15 protein-coding genes are annotated in these 19,317 nt (G+C 70.6%); 8 read left to right on the forward strand and 7 right to left on the reverse strand.

Features of this window, described 5'->3' with window-relative positions; all coding sequences use genetic code 11:
* The first annotated feature begins 128 nt into the window (after positions 1–128).
* From F1D61_RS13605 to F1D61_RS13630, 6 genes are all read left to right on the forward strand, one after another.
* Positions 129–524 (forward strand): endonuclease domain-containing protein, encoded by a 396-nt coding sequence (locus F1D61_RS13605; RefSeq protein WP_203158472.1) that lies wholly within the window; start codon positions 129–131, stop codon positions 522–524.
* The gene (lpdA, locus tag F1D61_RS13610; protein ID WP_203158473.1) at positions 525–1,964 is read left to right on the forward strand and encodes a dihydrolipoyl dehydrogenase; all 1,440 of its coding nucleotides are present in this window, start codon (positions 525–527) and stop codon (positions 1,962–1,964) included. It abuts the gene before it with no gap.
* A 96-nt stretch (positions 1,965–2,060) separates the two neighbouring features.
* Positions 2,061–2,336: a hypothetical protein gene (locus F1D61_RS13615; protein ID WP_203158474.1), complete on the forward strand. Its 276-nt coding sequence runs from the start codon at positions 2,061–2,063 to the stop codon at positions 2,334–2,336.
* Between the two features lie 364 nt (positions 2,337–2,700).
* A complete protein-coding gene (locus tag F1D61_RS13620) occupies positions 2,701–3,174 on the forward strand; it encodes a nuclear transport factor 2 family protein (protein WP_203158475.1) in 474 nt (157 codons plus the stop codon).
* Between the two features lie 122 nt (positions 3,175–3,296).
* Entirely contained in the window at positions 3,297–3,605 is a 309-nt protein-coding gene (locus tag F1D61_RS13625) for a phage holin family protein (RefSeq protein WP_203158476.1), read from the forward strand.
* 492 nt (positions 3,606–4,097) lie between these two features.
* Complete coding sequence (locus tag F1D61_RS13630) at positions 4,098–4,838, forward strand: phosphorylase (RefSeq protein WP_203158477.1); 741 nt, start codon at positions 4,098–4,100, stop codon at positions 4,836–4,838.
* On the opposite strand, the gene hpnH is transcribed toward F1D61_RS13630, so the two are convergent.
* Both hpnH and ispH read right to left on the reverse strand, forming a co-directional pair.
* Positions 4,761–5,915, reverse strand: a complete 1,155-nt coding sequence (gene hpnH / locus F1D61_RS13635; RefSeq protein WP_048428969.1) for an adenosyl-hopene transferase HpnH — start codon at positions 5,913–5,915, stop codon at positions 4,761–4,763. The two genes, F1D61_RS13630 and hpnH, sit on opposite strands and share 78 nt — an antisense overlap.
* A gap of 122 nt (positions 5,916–6,037) precedes the next feature.
* Positions 6,038–6,988 (reverse strand): 4-hydroxy-3-methylbut-2-enyl diphosphate reductase, encoded by a 951-nt coding sequence (gene ispH, locus F1D61_RS13640; RefSeq protein ID WP_246775870.1) that lies wholly within the window; start codon positions 6,986–6,988, stop codon positions 6,038–6,040.
* Positions 6,989–7,423: 435 nt separating this feature from the next.
* Here ispH and F1D61_RS13645 point away from each other — a divergent pair, with 435 nt between their 5' ends.
* Complete coding sequence (locus tag F1D61_RS13645) at positions 7,424–10,072, forward strand: MMPL family transporter (protein WP_203158479.1); 2,649 nt, start codon at positions 7,424–7,426, stop codon at positions 10,070–10,072.
* A 525-nt stretch (positions 10,073–10,597) separates the two neighbouring features.
* A complete protein-coding gene (locus tag F1D61_RS13650; protein WP_203158480.1) occupies positions 10,598–12,073 on the forward strand; it encodes a SulP family inorganic anion transporter in 1,476 nt (491 codons plus the stop codon).
* A 232-nt stretch (positions 12,074–12,305) separates the two neighbouring features.
* Here F1D61_RS13650 and F1D61_RS13655 read toward each other — a convergent pair whose 3' ends face one another.
* From F1D61_RS13655 to F1D61_RS13675, 5 genes are all read right to left on the reverse strand, one after another.
* Positions 12,306–12,944, reverse strand: a complete 639-nt coding sequence (locus F1D61_RS13655) for a TetR/AcrR family transcriptional regulator (protein ID WP_203158481.1) — start codon at positions 12,942–12,944, stop codon at positions 12,306–12,308.
* Positions 12,945–13,019: 75 nt separating this feature from the next.
* Positions 13,020–14,402 (reverse strand): cytochrome P450, encoded by a 1,383-nt coding sequence (locus F1D61_RS13660; RefSeq protein ID WP_203159061.1) that lies wholly within the window; start codon positions 14,400–14,402, stop codon positions 13,020–13,022.
* Positions 14,403–14,569: 167 nt separating this feature from the next.
* Positions 14,570–15,793: a phosphopentomutase gene (locus tag F1D61_RS13665; protein WP_203158482.1), complete on the reverse strand. Its 1,224-nt coding sequence runs from the start codon at positions 15,791–15,793 to the stop codon at positions 14,570–14,572.
* Positions 15,790–17,409 (reverse strand): ABC transporter ATP-binding protein, encoded by a 1,620-nt coding sequence (locus F1D61_RS13670; protein WP_203158483.1) that lies wholly within the window; start codon positions 17,407–17,409, stop codon positions 15,790–15,792. Before F1D61_RS13670 ends, F1D61_RS13665 begins: the two co-directional genes overlap by 4 nt.
* Positions 17,410–17,756: 347 nt before the next feature.
* Positions 17,757–19,205: an efflux transporter outer membrane subunit gene (locus F1D61_RS13675; protein ID WP_203159062.1), complete on the reverse strand. Its 1,449-nt coding sequence runs from the start codon at positions 19,203–19,205 to the stop codon at positions 17,757–17,759.
* Positions 19,206–19,317: the final 112 nt, after the last annotated feature.

Below are 19,317 nucleotides of genomic sequence, written 5' to 3' on the forward strand. Positions count from 1 at the left end.
CAGGGGTGGGGGTGGTGCAGAAGGCACCGCTGAGCTTTCTCCGGCACCACCCCCACCCCTAGCCCCTCCCCACAAGGGGGAGGGGAAGGCGTTCTACTTTCGTCCCGATCAGCGGAAGTGATTGCTCCATGCCCTGGAACGGATCGCCCGATCAGTCGGCATCACCGCGGGCAAAAGCGAACGCCAAGGTCATGCGGCATGCCCTTACGCCAGCCGAGAAGCGGCTGTGGTGGCATCTGCGCCACCGGTTGCCGGTCGAGGGATCGCACTTCCGCCGGCAGGTCGCGCTCGGACCATACATCGCCGATTTCTGCTGTCTCGGAGCCCGGCTGATCGTCGAAGTCGATGGCGGCCAGCACGGCTTTCACAATCAGCAAACCTATGATGCCGCGCGCACGGCCGCCCTCGAAGCGCGAGGCTTCCGGGTTCTGCGCTTCTCGAATGCGGATGTCATTCGCGCGATCGACAACACCCTCGACACGATCATCGCTGCTTTGGCTGCCCCGCCCTCCCCGGAGACCTGAATGTCCGACACCTACGACGTCCTCATCATCGGCGCCGGTCCCGGCGGCTACGTGGCGGCGATCCGGGCAGCCCAGCTCGGCTTCAAGACGGCGGTGGTGGACCGCGAGCACTTAGGCGGCATCTGCCTCAACTGGGGCTGCATCCCCACCAAGGCGCTGCTGCGCTCGGCCGAGATCTACCACTACATGCAGCACGCCAAGGATTACGGCCTCTCAGCCGACAATGTCGGGTTCGACATCTCGGCGATCGTCAAGCGCTCGCGCGGCGTGTCGAGCCGGCTCAACGGCGGCGTCGGCATGCTGCTGAAGAAGAACAAGGTCGACGTGATCTGGGGCGAGGCGACGATCGAGGCAGCGCCGAAGGGCAACGAAGCCGGCCGGGTCGTGGTCAAGGAGACGAAGCGCGCCGAGGCCCCGAAGGGCGCCAAGGCCGCGGGCACCTACGGAGCCAAGCACATCATCGTGGCGACCGGCGCCCGGCCGCGGGCGATCCCGGGCATCGAGCCGGACAGACGCCAGATCTGGACCTATTACGAGGCGATGGTCCCGGAAAAGATGCCCAAGAGCCTGCTGGTGATGGGCTCGGGCGCGATCGGCATCGAGTTCGCCTCGTTCTACCGCACCATGGGCGTCGAGGTGACGGTGGTGGAGTTGCTGCCGCAGATCCTGCCGGTGGAGGACCACGAGATCGCCGCCCACGCCCGCAAGCGCTTCGAGAAGCAGGGCATTAAGATCCTCACCGGCGCCAAGGTGACCAAGGTCGAGAAGGGCGCCGACGCGATCACCGCCACGGTCGAGACCGAGGGTGGGAAGACGCAAGGCATCACGGCCGAGATCCTGATCTCGGCGGTCGGCGTCGTCGGCAACATCGAGAATCTCGGCCTGGAGAAGCTCGGCGTGACCATCGAGCGCGGCATCGTCGCCACCGACGGGCTCGGGCGCACCGGCGTGCCGGGGATCTACGCCATCGGCGACGTCGCCGGCCCGCCGATGCTGGCCCACAAGGCCGAGCACGAGGGCGTGCTCTGCGTCGAGACCATCAAGGGCCTGCACACCCACCCGATGGACAAGGGCAAGATCCCGGGCTGCACCTACTGCCAGCCGCAGATCGCGTCCGTCGGCCTCACCGAGGCCAAGGCCAAGGAGCAGGGTTTCGATGTCCGGGTCGGCCGCTTCCCCTTCGCGGGCAACGGCAAGGCAATCGCGCTCGGCGAGCCCGACGGCCTGGTGAAGACGATCTTCGACCGCAAGACCGGCCAGCTGCTCGGCGCCCACATGGTCGGGGCCGAGGTGACCGAGCTGATCCAGGGCTACGTCGTGGCGATGACCCTCGAGACCACCGAGGAAGAGCTGATGCACACGGTCTTCCCGCATCCGACGCTCTCGGAGATGATGCACGAGAGCGTGCTCGACGCCTATGGGCGGGTGATCCACACCTAACCTCGCCTCTGCCCTTCCGGCAACGCAACCCAGCTTTGCCGCGAACCGGAATGCCGGGTTCGGTGTTGACCCGCCTGGAAGAGCCGGAGAGGTCGAATGTCGTTGCCGTTGATCTGCGCCGCCGCCCTGGCGGGAGCCGTCCTGCTCCTCGCGCCCACCGGCGCGAGTGCTCAGGGGACCGAGCGGCAGCGCCTGGCCTGCATGACCGACGCCATGACGCTGTGCGCCGCCGACGTTCCCAACACGCGGCGCATCGAGCGCTGCCTGCGCCGCAACTATGCCAGCGTCAGCCCGCCCTGCCAGGGCGAGCTGGATGCCGCCAGTGCCGCGTCGGGCCGCGACGCGGGCGGCGCCCCGCGGCAGGGTTACTGAGCGTTTGTTCGACCTGATCGACAGTCTTGACCCCTCCTCGTCATTCCGGGGCCGCGAAAGCGGAGCCCGGAATCCAGACACTCGGGTGAGACAGGATCAAGCTGAATCGGATCCGCCTTCTTCTGAACTCTCAGCGGTTCCGGATTCCGGGCTCCGCTTTCGCGGCCCCGGAATGACTCGGTGGGTCCGATGTCTGTCGGGTTCGATCGCGCAGAGCCTGGGCGATTTCGTTTTCTCGAAACGAAGCTCAATTTCCTGACCGTGCCGGCCCGGTGGCCTGAACCGGGACACCGCGCTAAGCTCCCTCGCCTGCGGCGCCGCCGGGATCAACCCGTCCGGTGACCGCACGGACGGGAGGAAGACCATGGAACGGACCGAGACCTGCTCGCGGCGCGTCCTGCTGGCCGGCATGACGATGGGGGCGATGGCGGCCCCGATACTCGGATCGGGCGCGGCCCGGGCCGCGGACGGGACCGAGGCGGTGGCCCAAAAACTCGAGGCCCTGCGGGTCGCGATCGTGGATGGCGACGCCAAGGCGCTCGATGCCCTCACCCACCCGCAGCTCAGCTACGGTCATTCGAGCGGGCGCAAGATCGAGACCAGGCCCCAGTTCATCGCCAGCCTCGCCGGCAAGACCAACTACAAGTCGCTGACCTTCTCGGAGCCGTGGTTCCAGATCGTCGGCGACACCGCCACGGTCCGCCACGTCTGGGACGGCGCCGACATCCTGCCCAACGGCGAGACCGGCCGCTCCTACATCGCGGTGATGCAGGTCTGGCTGAAGGATGGCGACTGGCGGCTGCTGGCCCGGCAGAGCTGCCCGCTCAAGCCCGCCTGATCCCGCGCCCTCTCCCGGACGGTGATCCGGGAACGACGCTCAAGCTCGGGCGTTTTCGCTCGCCGCAACCGATGCCCGGTCGCGGCGAGGCGGGAGCGTGAGCTTTGCGGGCCGACCGGCAGGTGAGCACGATCAGGCTGGTCGTCGAGGCCATGCGCCTCGCGAGCAGCCTGGCGGTCAAGGAGATCACGCTGTTCTCCGACGAGGTCGACCGGATCATCCGCGTCGTCTCGGGCTGGACCCTGTGGGGCGGCGCGATCCTGCTCTTTGCCTGCGTCAGCGGGTTCCTGCTGCTGATGGCCCTGGTGAAGGGGCTCGCCGCGCTGCTCGGGTCGGAGCCGATCGCGGCCGTGATCGGGGCGGCGCCCTTCGCCGTCATGGCCGTCCTGCTGACCGTCCGGGGGCTGCGGAAGATGGACATCCGGCGCTGATCGGGCCGGCCCCGCGGCGTAGCCTCACCCATGTGCTTCGAGCATGGCCGTTTTGCGCTGCAAACCGATTGCTTTGTGCGCTGCAGCATGAGAGAACGGAGTCGTACCGCAGCGATGGCGTCGCGGCGGTGCAGCCCTCTTTGGGCGTTTCCTCCCTAGACTTCGGGCCGCCTCGCAAGGGCGGCCTTTTTTCTGTCCGGTCGGGGTCATAGCCGAGGCGGGCCCGGCCCGACAAGCACAATCGTGCCCTGTCGATCGCGGGATGGCACGATCCTGCACGCAATCGGGCAGGCCGGGCGATCGCCCGCCGGCGCCATGCCTGCCGCCGCGCCGCTTCCCCACCCGCGACCGCCCAGTCCCATCGGGCACGGCACCGGCCGGAAGCCGCGCCCGTGTCGACGGCGCCACAGGACCGCCTCATCCGCTCTGGTATGAGGGATGCTCCACCGCATGCCCCCATTTCCTGCCCCCATCGAGAGTTCAGGACCCCGCATGATCGTCGTCGAGGACACCACCGGTCCGAACGGGCCTCATCCCGTCCTGGCCGTGACCGGCCTGGCCCGCGAGGCGCGGCTGGCCGCCGGGCCGGGCGTGGCGACGGTGGGGGCCGGGGGCAATCCGGAGCGGTTGCGGGACGTGCTGAAGGGGCGCAGCGGCCCGGGCTGCCGGGCGGTGATGAGCATCGGCATCGCCGGCGGGCTCGATCCGGCCCTGGTGCCCGGCGACGTCGTGGTGGCGACTGGGGTCGTCTCGGCCGGGCGGCGCTTCGCGGCGCATGCGGAGGTGGTCGCGGCGCTCGCCCGCCGGCTGGCGGACGCGCCGGGGCGGGTGATCCAGGCGGATGTCGCGGGGGTGGAGGCGGCGGTGCTGTCGCCGCATGCCAAGGCGGTCCTGCATGCCGAGACCGGGGCTGCCGCGGTCGACATGGAGTCGCAGGTCGCGGCGGCCTTCGCGGAGTTCCACGGCCTGCCGTTCTGCGCCGTCAGGGTGGTGTGCGACCCGGCCGACCGCGCCCTGCCGGCGGCGATCGCCAAGGCCCTCAAGCCGGACGGCGAGCCCGATATCCTCGCCGTCCTGTCGGCTCTGGCGCGCCGGTCGGCGAGCGTGGGCGGGCTGGTGCGCCTCGCCCGCGACTCGTCGGCGGCCTTCGCCTCGTTAGGCCGCTGTCGCGCGCTTCTTGGCGTCGGCCTTGGCGTCCCGGATCTCGGACAGCTTCTGCGCGACGTTGCGTGAGAACACGAACTCGGCCGGGCGCTGGTTCTCGAGGGAGATCTCGGGAGCCATCTCGCCCTCGGTCTTGATCCCGCGGAGCGCATAGATCACCGGCTTCCACGGCTTCTTCACCGAGTCGACCACCGAGGACGCCTCGTAGCCCGAATGCACCATGCAGTCGGCGCACTTCTCGTAGTTGCCGGTGCCGTAGGAATCCCAGTCCGTGGTCTCCATCAGCTCCTTGAAGGTCTTGGCGTAGCCTTCGCCGAGCAGGTAGCACGGCTTCTGCCAGCCGAAGACCGTCCGGGTCGGGTTGCCCCACGGCGTGCAGTGGTAGGTCTGGTTGCCGGCCAGGAAGTCGAGGAACAGGCCCGACTGCTGGAAGGTCCACTTCTCGCGGCCCTTCTCCTTGCCGAGGCGGAACACGCCGCGGAACAGGTCCTTGGTGGCCCGGCGGTTGAGGAAGTGCTGCTGGTCGGGGGCGCGCTCGTAGGCGTAGCCGGGGGAGACGGTGATGCCGTCGATGCCCATCCGGGTCACGCTGTCGAAGAAGTCCGCGATCTTGTCGGCCGAGGAGTTGTTGAAGAAGGTGCAGTTGATCGTGACCCGGAAGCCCATCTCCTTGGCCTTCTGGATCGCCGCCACCGCCTTGTCGTAGACGCCGCGCTGGCACACCGACTGGTCGTGCATCTCCTTGTCGCCATCGAGATGGATCGACCAGGTGAAATACGGGCTCGGCTTGTACTGCGCGATCTTCTTCTCGAGGAGCAGCGCGTTGGTGCAGACGATCGCGAACTTCTTCTGGGCGATGATGCCCTCGACGATCTGCGGCAGGTCCTTGTGCAGCAGCGGCTCGCCGCCGGCGATGACCACCACGGGTGCGCCGCACTCGCGGACCGACTCGAGAGCTTCGTCGACCGGAAGGCGCTTGTTGAGGATCTCGTCCGGATAGTCGATCTTGCCGCAGCCTGCGCAGGCGAGATTGCACCGGAACAACGGCTCCATCATCATGACAAGCGGGTAGCGCTTGCGGCCGGTGAGGTGCTGCTTGAGGATGTAGCCGCCGATCTTCGCGACGTACCGGAGAGGAATGCCCAAGACCAAGGCTCCTTGTGTCGTGGTTCGTGTCGAGTGCTGTGCCAAGCGGGCTGATTAGCCCGAAAAGTGGCGGATTTCCAGCAAGCTAGGTTCGAAAGAGTCCAGGCTGGGTGCGTATCGGCCTAACTGTGGCCCAAACTCGACGGGAGCGGGAAGCTCGCGCTCTCGATAACGCCCGGAAGCGTGGAAATCCGCACGGGGGTGCGACGCTGCAGCGCAGCAATCACCTCGGCGATCACCACCTCGGGGGTCGAGGCGCCGGCGGTCAGGCCCAGCGTGCGCACGCCGTCTAGGGTGAGGCGCTCCAGATCCTCCGCCCCCTCGACGAGGTGGCTCGGCCGGCCGGTCTCGGCGGCGATCTCGCGCAGGCGGTTGCAGTTCGAGGAGTTCCTCGCGCCGACCACCAGGATCGCGTCGGCGACCTCGGCGAGCGCCCGCACGGCGGCCTGGCGGTTCTGGGTCGCGTAGCAGATGTCCCGGGTCTCGGGCCCGACGAGGTCGGGAAAGCGCCTGTGCAGGACCGCGATGATCGCCCGGGTGTCGTCGACGCCGAGCGTCGTCTGGGTGACGTAGGCGAGCGGCGTGCCGGCGGGCAGGTCGAGGCCTTCGGCGTCCGCCACGCTGCCGACGAGATGGACCGTGCCGTCGATCTGCCCGAGCGTCCCCTCGACCTCGGCATGGCCCGCATGTCCCACCAGGATCACCGTGCGCCCCTGCGCGGCGTAGCGGCGGCCCTGGGCGTGGACCTTGGCGACGAGCGGGCAGGTCGCGTCGACGACGGCCAGCCCCCGGCGGGCGGCCTCCGCCTCGACGGCCCGCGAGACGCCGTGGGCCGAGAAGATCGTGGTGGCGCCGTCGGGCACCGCGTCGAGGCTCTCGACGAAGCGGGCGCCCTTAGCCTCGAGATCGGCGACGACGCGGCCGTTATGGACGATCGCGTGGCGGACATGGACCGCGGGATCGCCGCGGGCGAGCACCCGCTCGACGATGTCGACCGCCCGCACCACCCCGGCGCAGAAGCCCCGCGGCTGGGCCAGCACGAGGTCGATCCCGGTTTCCCGCTCTGCCGCCACCCGTTCCCCTCGCGACGACGCCCTCGGGCCCCGTCCCTGCCGGGCCGGGCCCTTCCGGTCGCGAGATCTACGGTGCGGCCGGCGGCGGCGTAAAGCCGAGCCTGCTCGGGGGACGGGGCCGGCGCGGGCCGGCCGGATCGGGGATCCGTTTCGCGCCAATGCGTTGCAATCGGGCCTGCGGGTCATTACCTAGCGCGCCACGGACGTTCCCCGGAGCGTTGCCGTGACGCCGATGCACCCCGTGACCATGGCCGTCGCCACCCCGCGCGCTATGTTGGTCCCGGCCGGTGCGGTCCTTGCAGGATCGCTTCTGCAAGGGAAGCCTCGGCAAGGGGCGCCTTGCACGGGAGATCGCCGTGGCAGGGCCGTCGGGCCGATCGTCAGGATTCCACCGGGCCGCCGCAGGGCCCGCGAGCTAGAGGCAGGCTTCGCATCGTGATCGAACGGCTCGTGGCGTTTTCCGTACACCGGCGCTGGCTCGTCCTCGTGGCCGCGCTGCTGCTCACCGTCGCGAGCGCCGTCACGGCGGCGCATCTCTTCCGCATCAACACCGACGTCGAGCGCCTGATCACCTCGGACGTGCCGTGGCGCCAGGACGAGATCCAGTTCGAGAAGATCTTTCCGCAGCGCAGCAGCCTGCTCGTCATGGTGGTCGACGGGCAGACGCCGGAACAGGCCGAGGAGGCGGCGACCCGCCTGACCCAGGCCCTCTCGACCCACAAGGACCTGCTACCGATCGTCTACCGGCCCGATGGCGGGCCGTTCTTCGAGAAGAACGGCCTCCTGCTGATGCCCCAGAAGGAATTGGACCAGACCACGGAGCGGCTGATCCAGCAGCAGGGCCTGCTCGGGCCGCTCGCCGCCGACCCGTCCCTGCGCGGCATCATGCAGGCCATGGTGATGGGCGCCCAGGGGGTGAAGGCCGGCCAGGCCAAGCCCGAGGATCTCGTCGGCCCGATGGGCCAGATGAAGGAGGTCTTCGACCGGGTGCTCAAGGGCGAGCGGGCCCAGCTTTCCTGGCAGTTGCTGCTCGCCGGCGGCAAGGCGGAGCCGAGCGACCTGCGCCGCTTCGTCATCGCACAGCCGGTGCTCGACTACGACGCCCTCCAGCCCGGCGAGAAGGCGAGCCAGCTCATCCGCGAGACCGCCCGCAGCCTCGGCCTGACCGAGGCCAACGGGGTGCGGGTGCGCCTCACCGGTCAGGTCGCGGTGGCGGACGACGAGTTCGCGACGCTGGCCGACGACGCGGCGCTGAACTACTCGGTCACCGGCGGCGCCATCGTGCTGTTCCTGTGGCTGGCGCTCCGCTCGGGCAGCCTCGTCGTCGCGGTGCTCGTCACCACCTTCGCCGGCCTCATCGTCACGGCGGCGCTCGGCCTCCTGATGGTCGGCGAATTGAACCCGATCTCGGTCGCCTTCGCGGCCCTGTTCGTCGGTCTCGGCATCGATTTCGGCATCCAGTTCGCCGTGCGCTACCGCGCCGACCGCTTCTCCGAGGGCGATCTCGAACGGGCGATCCGCTCGGCCGCCCGCGGCGTCGGCTGGTCGCTGACGCTGGCCGCGGTGTCGCTGCTCGCCGGCTTCTTCTCGTTCCTGCCGACCGACTTCCGCGGGGTGTCGGAGCTCGGCCTGATCGCCGGCGTCGGCATGATCGTCGCCTACCTGTTCTCCCTCACCATGCTGCCGGCGCTGATCGCCGTGCTGCGGCCGCCGGGCGAGAAGCAGGAGGTCGGCACCGCCAGCATGGCCTCGGTCGATCACTGGATCCTCGAGCACCGCAAGCTGGTCCTGGTGCTCACCGGCGTCGTCACGGTGGCGGGCCTGCCCCTGCTCTACTGGCTGCCCTTCGATTCGAACCCGATGCACCTGCGCAGCGCGAAGGTGGAATCGGTCGCGACCTATCTCGACCTCGCCAAGGACCCGAAGACCAGCCCGAACTCGATCGACGTGGTGGTGCCCAACCGCGACGCCATCGACCCGATGGTCAAGAAGCTGACGGCCCTGCCGGGGGTCGCCGGGGTCATCGACATCAACACCTTCGTGCCCGCCGACCAGGACCAGAAGCTCGCGACGATCGAGGACGCCGCGCAGGTGCTCGGGCCCGTCCTCAACCCGCCCCGCGTCGCTCCCCCGCCGACCGACCGCGAGGTGGTGACGGCGATCCGCAACGCGGTCACGGCGTTGCGCGGCATCGCGCAAGGGTCGAAGGACCAGGGAGCGGCCGCCTCCGGCCCGCTCGCCACCATCCAGGGCTTCACCGACACCCTCGACCGCCTGGCCAATGCCGAGCCCCCCGTGCGCGAGGCCGCCGCCGCCGCGGTGGTGCCGAACCTGAAGGTCCTGCTCACCCGCCTGCGCGGCCTGCTCGCGCCGGAGAAGGTCACGCTCGAGAACCTGCCCAAGCAGATCCGCTCGGAGTGGATCGCCGCCGACGGCAAGGCCCGGATCGAGGTGCAGCCGAAGGGCAACTCGAACGACAACCTGGTGCAGCGCCGCTTCGCCAAGGAAGTCCTGACCGTCGCCCCCCACGCCACCGGCGCGCCGGTCGCCACCACCCTGTCGAGCCACACCATCCTCGGCGCCTTCATCGAGGCGGGCCTGCTGGCGCTGCTCTCGATCTTCATCATCCTGTCGGTGGCCCTGCGCCGCCCCTGGGACGTCGCCATGGCGCTCGGGCCGCTGGTGCTCGCCACGCTGTGGACGCTGGAGGCGCTCTACCTCATCGGCATGCCGCTGAACTTCGCCAACATCATCGCGCTGCCCTTGATGCTGGCGGTGGGCGTGGCCTTCCACATCTACTACGTGATCGCCTGGCGGGCCGGCGTCGCCGACATGCTGGCCTCGAGCCTGACCCGGGCGATCTTCTTCTCGGCGCTCACCACCGGCACCGCCTTCGGCTCGCTGGTCCTGTCGAGCCATCCGGGCACCGCCAGCATGGGCAAGCTCCTCGCCCTGTCGCTGTTCTTCACCCTGGTGGCCGCCTTCTTCATCGTCCCGGCCTTCCTCGGCCCGCCGCCTAAGCAGAAGGCGAAGGACGGGGTGCCGGAGAATGCGGCGCGAAAGGACCCGTTGATCCCGGCCTGAGTGTCGGACGACGCTCCGCAATGACAAGGCCCGCCCCTCCGCCGAGGGGCGGGCTTTTTTCTTGATGGCACGACGCCCGAACCCTCCCCCCTCTGCGGGGGAGGGTAGCGAGCGGATGCGAGCCGGGAGAGGGGCAGCGCGACGCTGCTCCAGCGGGCGCCCTTCATGACGGTCACGACCTCTCCGGAAGCGGTGTCCCCTCTCCCGCCCCACTCCGTGGGGGCACCCTCCCCCGCAGAGGGGGGAGGGTGAAACCCGCGCCATCCTCGTCTTGGTTGGTTCCCGATAACCCTGCGCCCAGCCGTCGCGACTTTAATCCCCTCGCCCGGTTGCACCGCAGCGAAGACCCGTGTACGCACGGATCCATGATGCAGGATCGAGCCATTCAGGTCTCGCGGCCCACGCCGCCGTAGCGCCCCGCTCTCCCGCGTCCTCTTTCCACGCCTGTCCGTCTTGCCCGTCCGCCTCGCGCGGCGGATCGTCCTCGCGCGCGCCGTCGCGCCTCCATCCGAAAGCTCAGATTCCATGAACCTCGTCCGCCTGCGGCGCGAATGGGCGCCCGACGTCACGCGCGAAATTCTGGCCGGCACCGTCGTCGCCCTCGCCCTCATCCCGGAGGCGATCGCCTTCTCGATCATCGCCGGGGTCGACCCGAAGGTCGGGCTCTACGCCTCGTTCTGCATCGCGGTGGTCACGGCCATTGCCGGCGGGCGCCCGGCGATGATCTCGGCCGCCACCGGCGCGATGGCGTTGGTGATGACGACGCTGGTGAAGGATCACGGCCTCGGCTACCTCTTCGCGGCGACGATCCTGACCGGCTTGATCCAGCTCGCCGCGGGCGCGTTCAAGCTCGGCAACCTGATGCGCTTCGTCTCGCGCTCGGTCGTCACCGGCTTCGTCAACGCGCTCGCCATCCTGATCTTCATGGCCCAGATGCCGGAGCTGATCGGCCGCGGGCCTGTCGTCTACGCCATGACCGCGGCCGGGCTCGCGCTGATCTACGGCCTGCCCTACCTGACGAAGGCCGTGCCCTCGGCGCTGGTGACGATCGTGCTGTTCACCGCCCTGTCGATGAGCCTCGGCCTCGGCATCCGCACCGTCGGCGACATGGGCGCCCTGCCGAGCGAGTTGCCGAGCTTTGCCCTGCCACAGGTGCCGCTGACCTTCGAGACCCTGCGGATCATCCTGCCCTACGCGCTGACGCTGGCCATGGTCGGCCTGCTCGAGAGCCTGATGACCGCGGCGATCGTGGATGAGCGCACCGACACCACCTCGAACAAGAACCGCGAATGTGCCGGCCAGGGGCTCGCCAATGTCACCGCCGGCCTGTTCGGCGGCATGGCCGGCTGCGCGATGATCGGCCAGTCGGTCATCAACGTCTCGTCGGGCGGCCGCGGCCGGCTCTCGACCCTGTGGGCCGGCGCCTTCCTGCTGTTCCTGATCGTGGTGCTCGGTCCCTACGTGGCGCAGATTCCGATGGCGGCGCTCGTCGCCGTGATGATCATGGTGTCGATCAACACCTTCCAGTGGCGCTCGATCCGTACGCTCGTCACCCACCCGACCACGTCGAGCATCGTGATGCTCGGCACCGTCGCGGTGGTGGTCGCCACCCACGACCTCGCCAAGGGCGTGCTGTTCGGCGTGGTGTTGAGCGGGCTGTTCTTCGCCCACAAGGTCACGCGGTTCTTCGCCGTCGCCTCCTCGCGCGAGGGCCGGACCCGCACCTACCGGGTGACGGGCCAGATCTTCTTTGCCACGGCGGAAGCCTTCCATGCCGGCTTCGACTTCCGCGAGGAGGATCTGGAGCGCGTGGTGATCGACCTGACGCAGGCCCATTTCTGGGACCTGACCGCCGTCAATGCGCTTGACCGGGTGGTGCTGAAGTTCCGCCACCACGCGGTGCCGGTGGAGATCGTCGGCCTCAACGCCGCCTCGGCGACGCTGGTCGAGAAGCTCGGCACCCACGACAAGCCGGGGGCGGCGCTGGCGTCGGGGCATTGAGCGGCTGATTGGTCGCTCATCACGGAGTTGAAACCCTCCATGTCATCCCGGGGCTCGTCGAAGACGAGAACCCGGGATCCATAACCGCGACGGAGACGAAAAAAGCGGGATCCGCTCCGCTTCACCCTGCATCGTCAGCGGTTATGGATCCCGGGTTCCGCTGCGCGGCCCCGGGATGACCCTGTGGGTATGAATTCCGTCGAGGACGCCGAAGGGGACCCTGCCCAAGCCCCTACCCCGCCCGCGCCGTCGCGCCATGCACCATGGCGACCACCCCGGCCCGCAGGAGGTCGTACTTGGTCGGCAGGCCCGGCCCGGTCGGCAGCCGGCCGGCGGCGGCGAGCGTCGCGATGCCGTGGGACAAGGCCCAGACTTCCAGCGCGACGAAGCGCGGATCGACGCTCCCCGAGAATCCATCGGGAAAGGTGCTCCGCAGCGCCTCGACCAGGAGCCCGAAGGCGTCGCGGTCCCGCGGCGCCTGGGCGGGAGCGCAGCCGTCGGGCCCGAGGGGCCGGGCCTCGAAGATCGCCGCGTAGTAGCCCGGCTCCTCCTCGGCGAAGGTCAGGTAGGCCTCCCCCATCCGGGTGAAGCGCTCCAGCGGCGTGCCGGGGCCGCGCAGGGCCCGGGCCAGGCGTTCGGCCAGCTCGGTGAAGCCGCGCTCGGCCACCTCTTCCAGCAGGGCCTCGCGGCCGCGGAAATGGCGGTAGAGCGCCGCCGGCGAGACGCCGACGAGGCGGGCCGCGTCGACCAGGGTGAAGCCGCCGATCCCGCGCTCCGCGATGAAGCGGCGCGCGGCCTCGATCAGGGCCTCCTTGAGGTTGCCGTGATGGTAGCCGCGCCGGTCGGACGGGTCACTGCGCCAGGGTCGCACCGTGTTCGTGTCTCTTCGCGGGGCCGGGCCGGCCACCTGCACAGCCCATAGAGCATTTTTTCGCCCGCGGCAGGCTCAACCGGTGCGGCGTTCGAGATGGAAGCGCGGCACGTGGTCCGGCCGCAAGGTCGTGGTCGCCACCGGCAGCACCGGGCGGTCGCCGTCGAGGGAGAGCCGAAGGTCGCGCATCAGGCGCGCCAGGACCAGGGTCGCCTCGGCGAGCGCGAGCTGCGCGCCGATGCAGATCCGCGGGCCGGCGCCGAACGGCAGGTAGACGAAGCGGTCCGGCTCCGGACCGTCGAGGAAGCGGCCGGGCTGGAAGGCCTCCGGCCGCTCCCACCAGAGCGGGTTGCGGTGGAGCACCCAGGTCGGGATCATCACGATGCTGCCGGCCGGGATCGTCGTCCCCTCGACCGTGCTCGCCCGGGCGGCGCGGCGGGGGATGACGTAGACCGGGGGGTAGAGCCGCAGGGTTTCCTGCGCCACCGCCTTGGCGAGACGCAGATGCGGCAGCGCCGCGCTCGCACCCTCCTCCGACAGGTCGAGCCCGACGGCCTCGGCCGCGAGGGCATCCTGCAGGCCCGGCTCGCGGGCGAGCAGCGTGCAGGCCCAGAACAGGGTCGAGGCGGTGGTCTCGTGGCCGGCGACGATCAGGGTGCCGACCTCGTCGGCGAGCAGCCCCCCGGGCGCGTCGCCATGCGCCTCGACGAGGAGGTCGAACAGGTCCCGGGCCGCACCGGCCGGGCCCTGCTCCCGCCGCGCCGCCAGCACCGCCCGCACGGTCCCGAGCCAGCGGCGGCGAAACAGCGCCCGGCGCGGGCTCGACGGCGTCGGCCAGCCGGGGGGCAGCAGGAAATCGGCGATCGTCGGACGGCCCAGCCGGTCGAGATAGCCGGAGACCAGCGCGCGGATCTCGGTGCCGAGCGCTCCGGTCTCCAGGGAGAACATCGAGGTGGTGGCGATGTCGAGGGCGACGCGCTGCATCTCGGAGCGCAGGTCGGCCGGGGCGCCGAGGCCGGATTCCAGCCGGCGGCAGGACTCCTCCGCGCTGCGGGCGACGAAGCGCAGCATCATCGGCAGGGTGCGGGGCGTGAAGGCGGGGGCCAATACCTTGCGCTGGTGGCGCCAGGCCTCGCCGTCGGCCAGCACCAGGCCGTTGCCGGCGATCGGCCCGATCGCCCGCCGCCCGGCGGGCAGCCGCAGGAAATCCTCCGTCGCCGTGAGCAGGACGTGGCGGGCGCCGGCCGGCGTCGACAGCAGCACGATCCGGCCGCCCCCTGGCAGCGGGACCGTCACCGCCGGGGTGTCGAGGCAGGCGCGGGGCAGGGCCTCCAGGGTGTTGCGCCGGAACGCGCCGAGGAGCTTGAGCCAGCCGACCCGCTCGGCGAGGGCCGGCACCGGCGGCGCGTAGGCGCCGGGCGCAGGCGCGTCGACCGAGAGATTGCCGGGAGCCGTCATGGTCAAGGCGCGAGGTCTCCGGTGGCGCGAACGAGCCTGTCTTATACCAATGGCCCAAGATGCTGACGCATCGGGCCATTGAGCCATCTCGAATTGTCTATCCCAAGCCAGAGGCTTGACGAAAATTCGAGAACGGAACCAAAGGTCGTTTCCAACGACCGTTGGTATTACGCGAGCGGCCGGAGTGCCGCCAAGCTGGCCTCGGCCAGACCGAGATGGTCCGCCACCATCCGGCCGATCGCCGAGAAGCCGAGCCGCCCGAGGGGGCCGGGCGCGATGCCCGGCCCGAAGGCCAGGACCGGCACCTGCTCGCGGGTGTGGTCGGTGCCGCTCCAGGTCGGGTCGTTGCCGTGATCGGCGGTGACGAGGCAGAGGTCGCCGCCTCTGAGCGCCGCCCTGATTTCCGGGATCCTGGCGTCGAAGCGCTCCAGGGCCGCGGCATAGCCCGGCACGTCGCGGCGGTGGCCGTACTCGGTGTCGAACTCGACGAGGTTGGCGAACACGAGACCGCCCTCGGGCAGGTCGGCGAGCGCCGTAAGAGCGGCGGTGAGGCAGGCGTCGTTGCCGCCGGGCTTGATCTCGCGGCCGGTCGCCCGATGGGCGAAGATGTCGCCGATCTTGCCGACGCTCACCACCGGCCGGCCGGCGACCTCGAGCCGGTCGAGGAGCGTGTCGCCGGGCGGCGGCACGGCGTAGTCGCGCCGGTGTGCGGTGCGGGTGAAGCCGGAGGTCGCATCGCCGATGAACGGCCGGGCGATCACCCGGCCGATGCGGCAGGGGTCGCAGAGCCGGCGGGCGATGGTGCAGAGGTCGTAGAGCCGGTCGAGCCCGAACGCCTCCTCGTGGGCGGCGATCTGGAACACGCTGTCGACGGAGGTGTAGCAGATCGGCTTGCCGGTCCGGACGTGCTCCGCCCCCAGTTCCTCGATGATCGCGGTGCCCGACGCGTGGCAATCGCCCAGGATGCCCGGAAGCCCGGCCTCCGCGATCAGCGCCCGGATGAGGTCGGGCGGGAAGGCCGGCCGCGTCGCCGGGAAATGGCCCCAGGCGAAATCCACCGGCACCCCGGTGATCTCCCAGTGGCCCGACACCGTATCCTTGCCCTGCGCGCTCTCGACCGCGTGGCCGTAGGCGCCTCCGACCGGCCCGGACGGGGCGAGGCCCGGCGGGATCCGCCCGCTCGCGCCTTGCGCGGCGAGCCCGAGGCCGAGGGCGGCGAGGTGCGGCAGGTGCAGCGGGCCGCCGCGCAGGCCCGCCCGGTCGCCGGCCCCGCGGGCGCAGGCCTCGGCGATGTGGCCGAGCGTGTCGGCGCCCGCGTCGCCGAAGGCGTCGGCATCCGGCGCGCCGCCGATGCCGACGGAATCGAGGACGATGAGGAGCGCCCGGCTCATTCGCGCACCGCTCCGGTCGGCGCCGCCGCGAGGTCGAAGGCGGCGGCGAACAGGGCGCGGGTGTAGTCGGTGCGGGGCCGGGAGAAGATGTCTTCCGCCGCGCCCTCCTCCACCACCTGCCCGCCCTGCATCACCATCACCCGGTTGGCGAGCGCGCGGACCACCTTGAGGTCGTGGCTGATGAACAGGTAGCCGAGGCCGCGCCGGGCCTGCAGGTCGCGCAGCAACTCGACGATCTGCGCCTGGACCGACATGTCCAGCGCCGAGGTCGGCTCGTCGAGGACGACGAAGCGCGGATCGAGCGCCATGGCGCGGGCGATCGCGATGCGCTGGCGCTGGCCGCCGGAGAATTCGTGGGGGTAGCGGTCCATCGCCGCTGGATCGAGCCCGACATCGGTCAGCGCCCGGGCGACGATCTCCCGGCGCTCGGCCTCGGTGCGGCCCTTGCCCTGCACCTCCAGCCCCTCGGCGACGATCTCGGCCACCGACATCCGGGGCGAGAGCGAGCCGTAGGGGTCCTGGAACACCACCTGCATCTCGCGCCGCAGGGGCCGCATGGCGCCCGCCGACAGCCCGTCGATGCGCCGGCCGAGATAGACCACCGGCCCTTGCGAGGCGATGAGGCGCAGGATGGCGAGGCCCAAAGTGGTCTTGCCCGAGCCCGATTCGCCCACCACCCCGACGGTCTCGCCCTCGCGCACGCTCACGGCCACCCCATCCACCGCCTTGACGTGGCCGGTGGTGCGCCGGAGCAGGCCGGTCTTGATCGGGAAATGGACACGGATCGGCCCGGCCTCGACCAGGATCGGCGCCCCGTCCGGCACCGGGTTGCCGCGGCCCCGCGGCTCGGCGTTAAGCAGGCGGCGGGTATACTCGTGCTGCGGATTGGCGAACACCTCGGCGACCGGGCCGGTCTCGACGATGCGGCCCTGCAGCATCACGCAGACCCGGTCGGCGACCCGGCGCACGATGCCGAGATCGTGGGTGATGAACAGCATCGCCATGCCGAGCCGCGATTTCAGGTCGGCCAGCAGCGACAGGATCTGGGCCTGGACGGTGACGTCGAGCGCGGTCGTCGGCTCGTCGGCGACCAGCAGGTCGGGCTCGCAGGCGAGCGCCATGGCGATCATCACCCGCTGGCGCTGCCCGCCCGAGAGCTCGTGCGGATAGGCGCCGAGGCGCTTGTCCGCGTCGCGGATGCCGACGAGGTTCAGGAGTTCGAGGGTGCGGGCACGCGCCGCCTCGCCGCTCATCCCTTTGTGCAGCCGCAGCACCTCGCCGACCTGCTCGGCGATGCGGTGCAGCGGGTTCAGGGAGGTCATCGGTTCCTGGAACACCATGGTGATGTCGGCGCCGCGGATCCCCCGCATCTCGGGCTCGGACAGCGCCAGCAGGTCGCGGCCCTTGAACCGGATGTGTCCCTCCGGCACCGTGCCGTCGAGGAGGCGCAGGATCGAGAGCGCCGTCACCGACTTGCCGGAGCCCGATTCGCCGACGAGCGCCACGGTCTCCCCCGGCGCGATGGCGAAGGAGACGCGATCGACGGCGCGGGTCTCGCGCCCGCCCTGGCGGAAGGCGACGGAGAGGTCCTGGACGGAGAGGAGCGGGTCGGTCATCGGCTCACGGGATGGGCGGCGAGGCGCCGGTGGACCGGTTTAGGGCATTCCCCGGCGGGCGGGAACCGGGGCGTGCGGCGGGGGTGATTCGGCGGTTTGCCCTCGACCCTGGCGATTGTCGACTGGCCCTCACCGATTTGACACCCACAGGGTCATTCCGGGGCCGCGCAGCGGAGCCCGGAATCCATAAACTCAGTTGGGACAGGATAAAGCGGAACGCGATCCGCTTTGTTCTGAATGTCCTGCGGTTCTGGATTCCGGGCTCCGCTGCGCGGCCCCGGAATGACGCGGTGGGTGTCGGATTCGTCGCGCACGGTCTTAGGATCATCCAGCAGATGGACTGTCCCTCACTCGTCCACCCGCGGCGCCTGGCCGCGATCGATCGGCAGCGGCGTGAACTGTTTCAAGGCCTCGCCGCTCGGCAGGCTGCTGGTGTCCCAGCCGCCGCCGATGGCGCCGATCAGCGAGACCGCGTTGGTGAAGCGGTTGAGCCGGACCTGGAGCGCCGTGACCTCGTTGTTGAGCTCCAGCGCCTGGGCGGTGACGACGGTGGTGTAGTTCTGGGTGCCGGCGCGGTACTCGTTGAGCGCGATCTCGACCGCCCGGCGCGAGGACTGCACCGCTAGTTCCTGCGCGCCCTGCTGGCGGGCGAGGATGCGCTGGCCGGCCAAGCCGTTCTCGACCTGCTGGAAGGCGGTGAGCACGGTCTGGCGGTAATTGGCGACCGCCGCGTCGTAGGCCGCCTCGACGGCCTGGAGCGCCGCCGTGCGGGCGCCGCCGTCGAACAGCACCTGAGACCCCGAGGCCGCCACCGACCAGAACGTGTTGGCGGCTGCGAAGAAATTGCGCGCCGGATCGCCCGCGATGCCGCCGCTCGCCGACAGGGTGACGGTCGGGTAGAACGCCGCCACGGCGACGCCGATCTGGGCGCTCTGCGACTGCACGGTCCGCTCGGCGAGCGCGATGTCGGGCCGGCGCTCCAGGAGGTCGGAGGGCAGGCTGACCGGCACGTTGGGCGGGCGCGACGGCAGGCTGCCGCGGGCCAGCGACACCTCGGCCGGTGGACGGCCGATCAGCGTCGCGATGGCGTGCTCCAGGTTCGCCCGCTGCAGCCCGACCGCGATGGCGTTGGCCTGGGTGGTCTGGAGCTGGGTCTGGGCGGTGATGACGTCGGAGCGGGCGGCGACGCCGGCATTGTATTGGTTCTGCGCGATGGTGAGCGAGCGCTGGTAGGCCTGCACCGTGCGCTCGAGCAGGCTCTGGAGCGATTCCTGGTAGCGCAGCTGGTAATAGGCGATCGCGAGCTGCGTCTGGAGCGCGAGGCGCACCGAGGCGATGTCGGCGGCGCTGGCCTGGGCGGCGGCGACGTCGCTTTCGATCAGGCGGCGGACGCGGCCGAACAGGTCGGGCTCCCAGGTCGCCGAGCCTTGCAGCGACAGCGTGGTGCGCTCGATGCCGCCGGTGCTGGCGCGGCTGATCGCGGGGGCGCCGAGCACGGTGGGAAACAGCTGGGCGCGGGCCTCCTGCACCAGGGCGCGGGCCTGCCGGTAGGCGGCGACCTGGGCGCGCAGGCTCTGGTTGTCGACGTCGATCAGGCGGATCAGCCGGTCGAGGGTGGGATCGCGAAACACCCGCCACCAGTCGCCCCGCTCCGCCTCGTCGAGGGGCCGCACCGGCCGCCAGTTGCGCGGCGGCATCGGCCGGGCGCCGCCCTCCTTGAAGGCGGCGGGGGTCTCGACGGTGGGGCGGGTGTAGTCGGGGCCGACGAGGCAGCCGGCGAGGGCGATGGGAAGGATGGCCGTGGCCGCGAGGCGGACAGGCGCCCACCCGACCCTCCCCCCTCTGCGGGGGAGGGTGGCCCCTGCGTCAGCAGGGGTCGGGAGAGGGGACGACGCCTCCGGAAAGGTC

It is taken from the genome of Methylobacterium aquaticum (assembly GCF_016804325.1).
Lineage (GTDB): Bacteria > Pseudomonadota > Alphaproteobacteria > Rhizobiales > Beijerinckiaceae > Methylobacterium > Methylobacterium aquaticum_C.

Bases quoted from the DNA above. Each gene is read 5' to 3' on its own strand.
- F1D61_RS13605 (WP_203158472.1), top strand. From the start codon at position 129: ATGCCCTGGAACGGATCGCCCGATCAGTCGGCATCACCGCGGGCAAAA.
- lpdA (WP_203158473.1), top strand. From the start codon at position 525: ATGTCCGACACCTACGACGTCCTCATCATCGGCGCCGGTCCCGGCGGC.
- F1D61_RS13615 (WP_203158474.1), top strand. From the start codon at position 2,061: ATGTCGTTGCCGTTGATCTGCGCCGCCGCCCTGGCGGGAGCCGTCCTG.
- F1D61_RS13620 (WP_203158475.1), top strand. From the start codon at position 2,701: ATGGAACGGACCGAGACCTGCTCGCGGCGCGTCCTGCTGGCCGGCATG.
- F1D61_RS13630 (WP_203158477.1), top strand. From the start codon at position 4,098: ATGATCGTCGTCGAGGACACCACCGGTCCGAACGGGCCTCATCCCGTC.
- F1D61_RS13650 (WP_203158480.1), top strand. From the start codon at position 10,598: ATGAACCTCGTCCGCCTGCGGCGCGAATGGGCGCCCGACGTCACGCGC.
- F1D61_RS13660 (WP_203159061.1), bottom strand. From the start codon at position 14,402: ATGACGGCTCCCGGCAATCTCTCGGTCGACGCGCCTGCGCCCGGCGCC.
- F1D61_RS13665 (WP_203158482.1), bottom strand. From the start codon at position 15,793: ATGAGCCGGGCGCTCCTCATCGTCCTCGATTCCGTCGGCATCGGCGGC.
- F1D61_RS13670 (WP_203158483.1), bottom strand. From the start codon at position 17,409: ATGACCGACCCGCTCCTCTCCGTCCAGGACCTCTCCGTCGCCTTCCGC.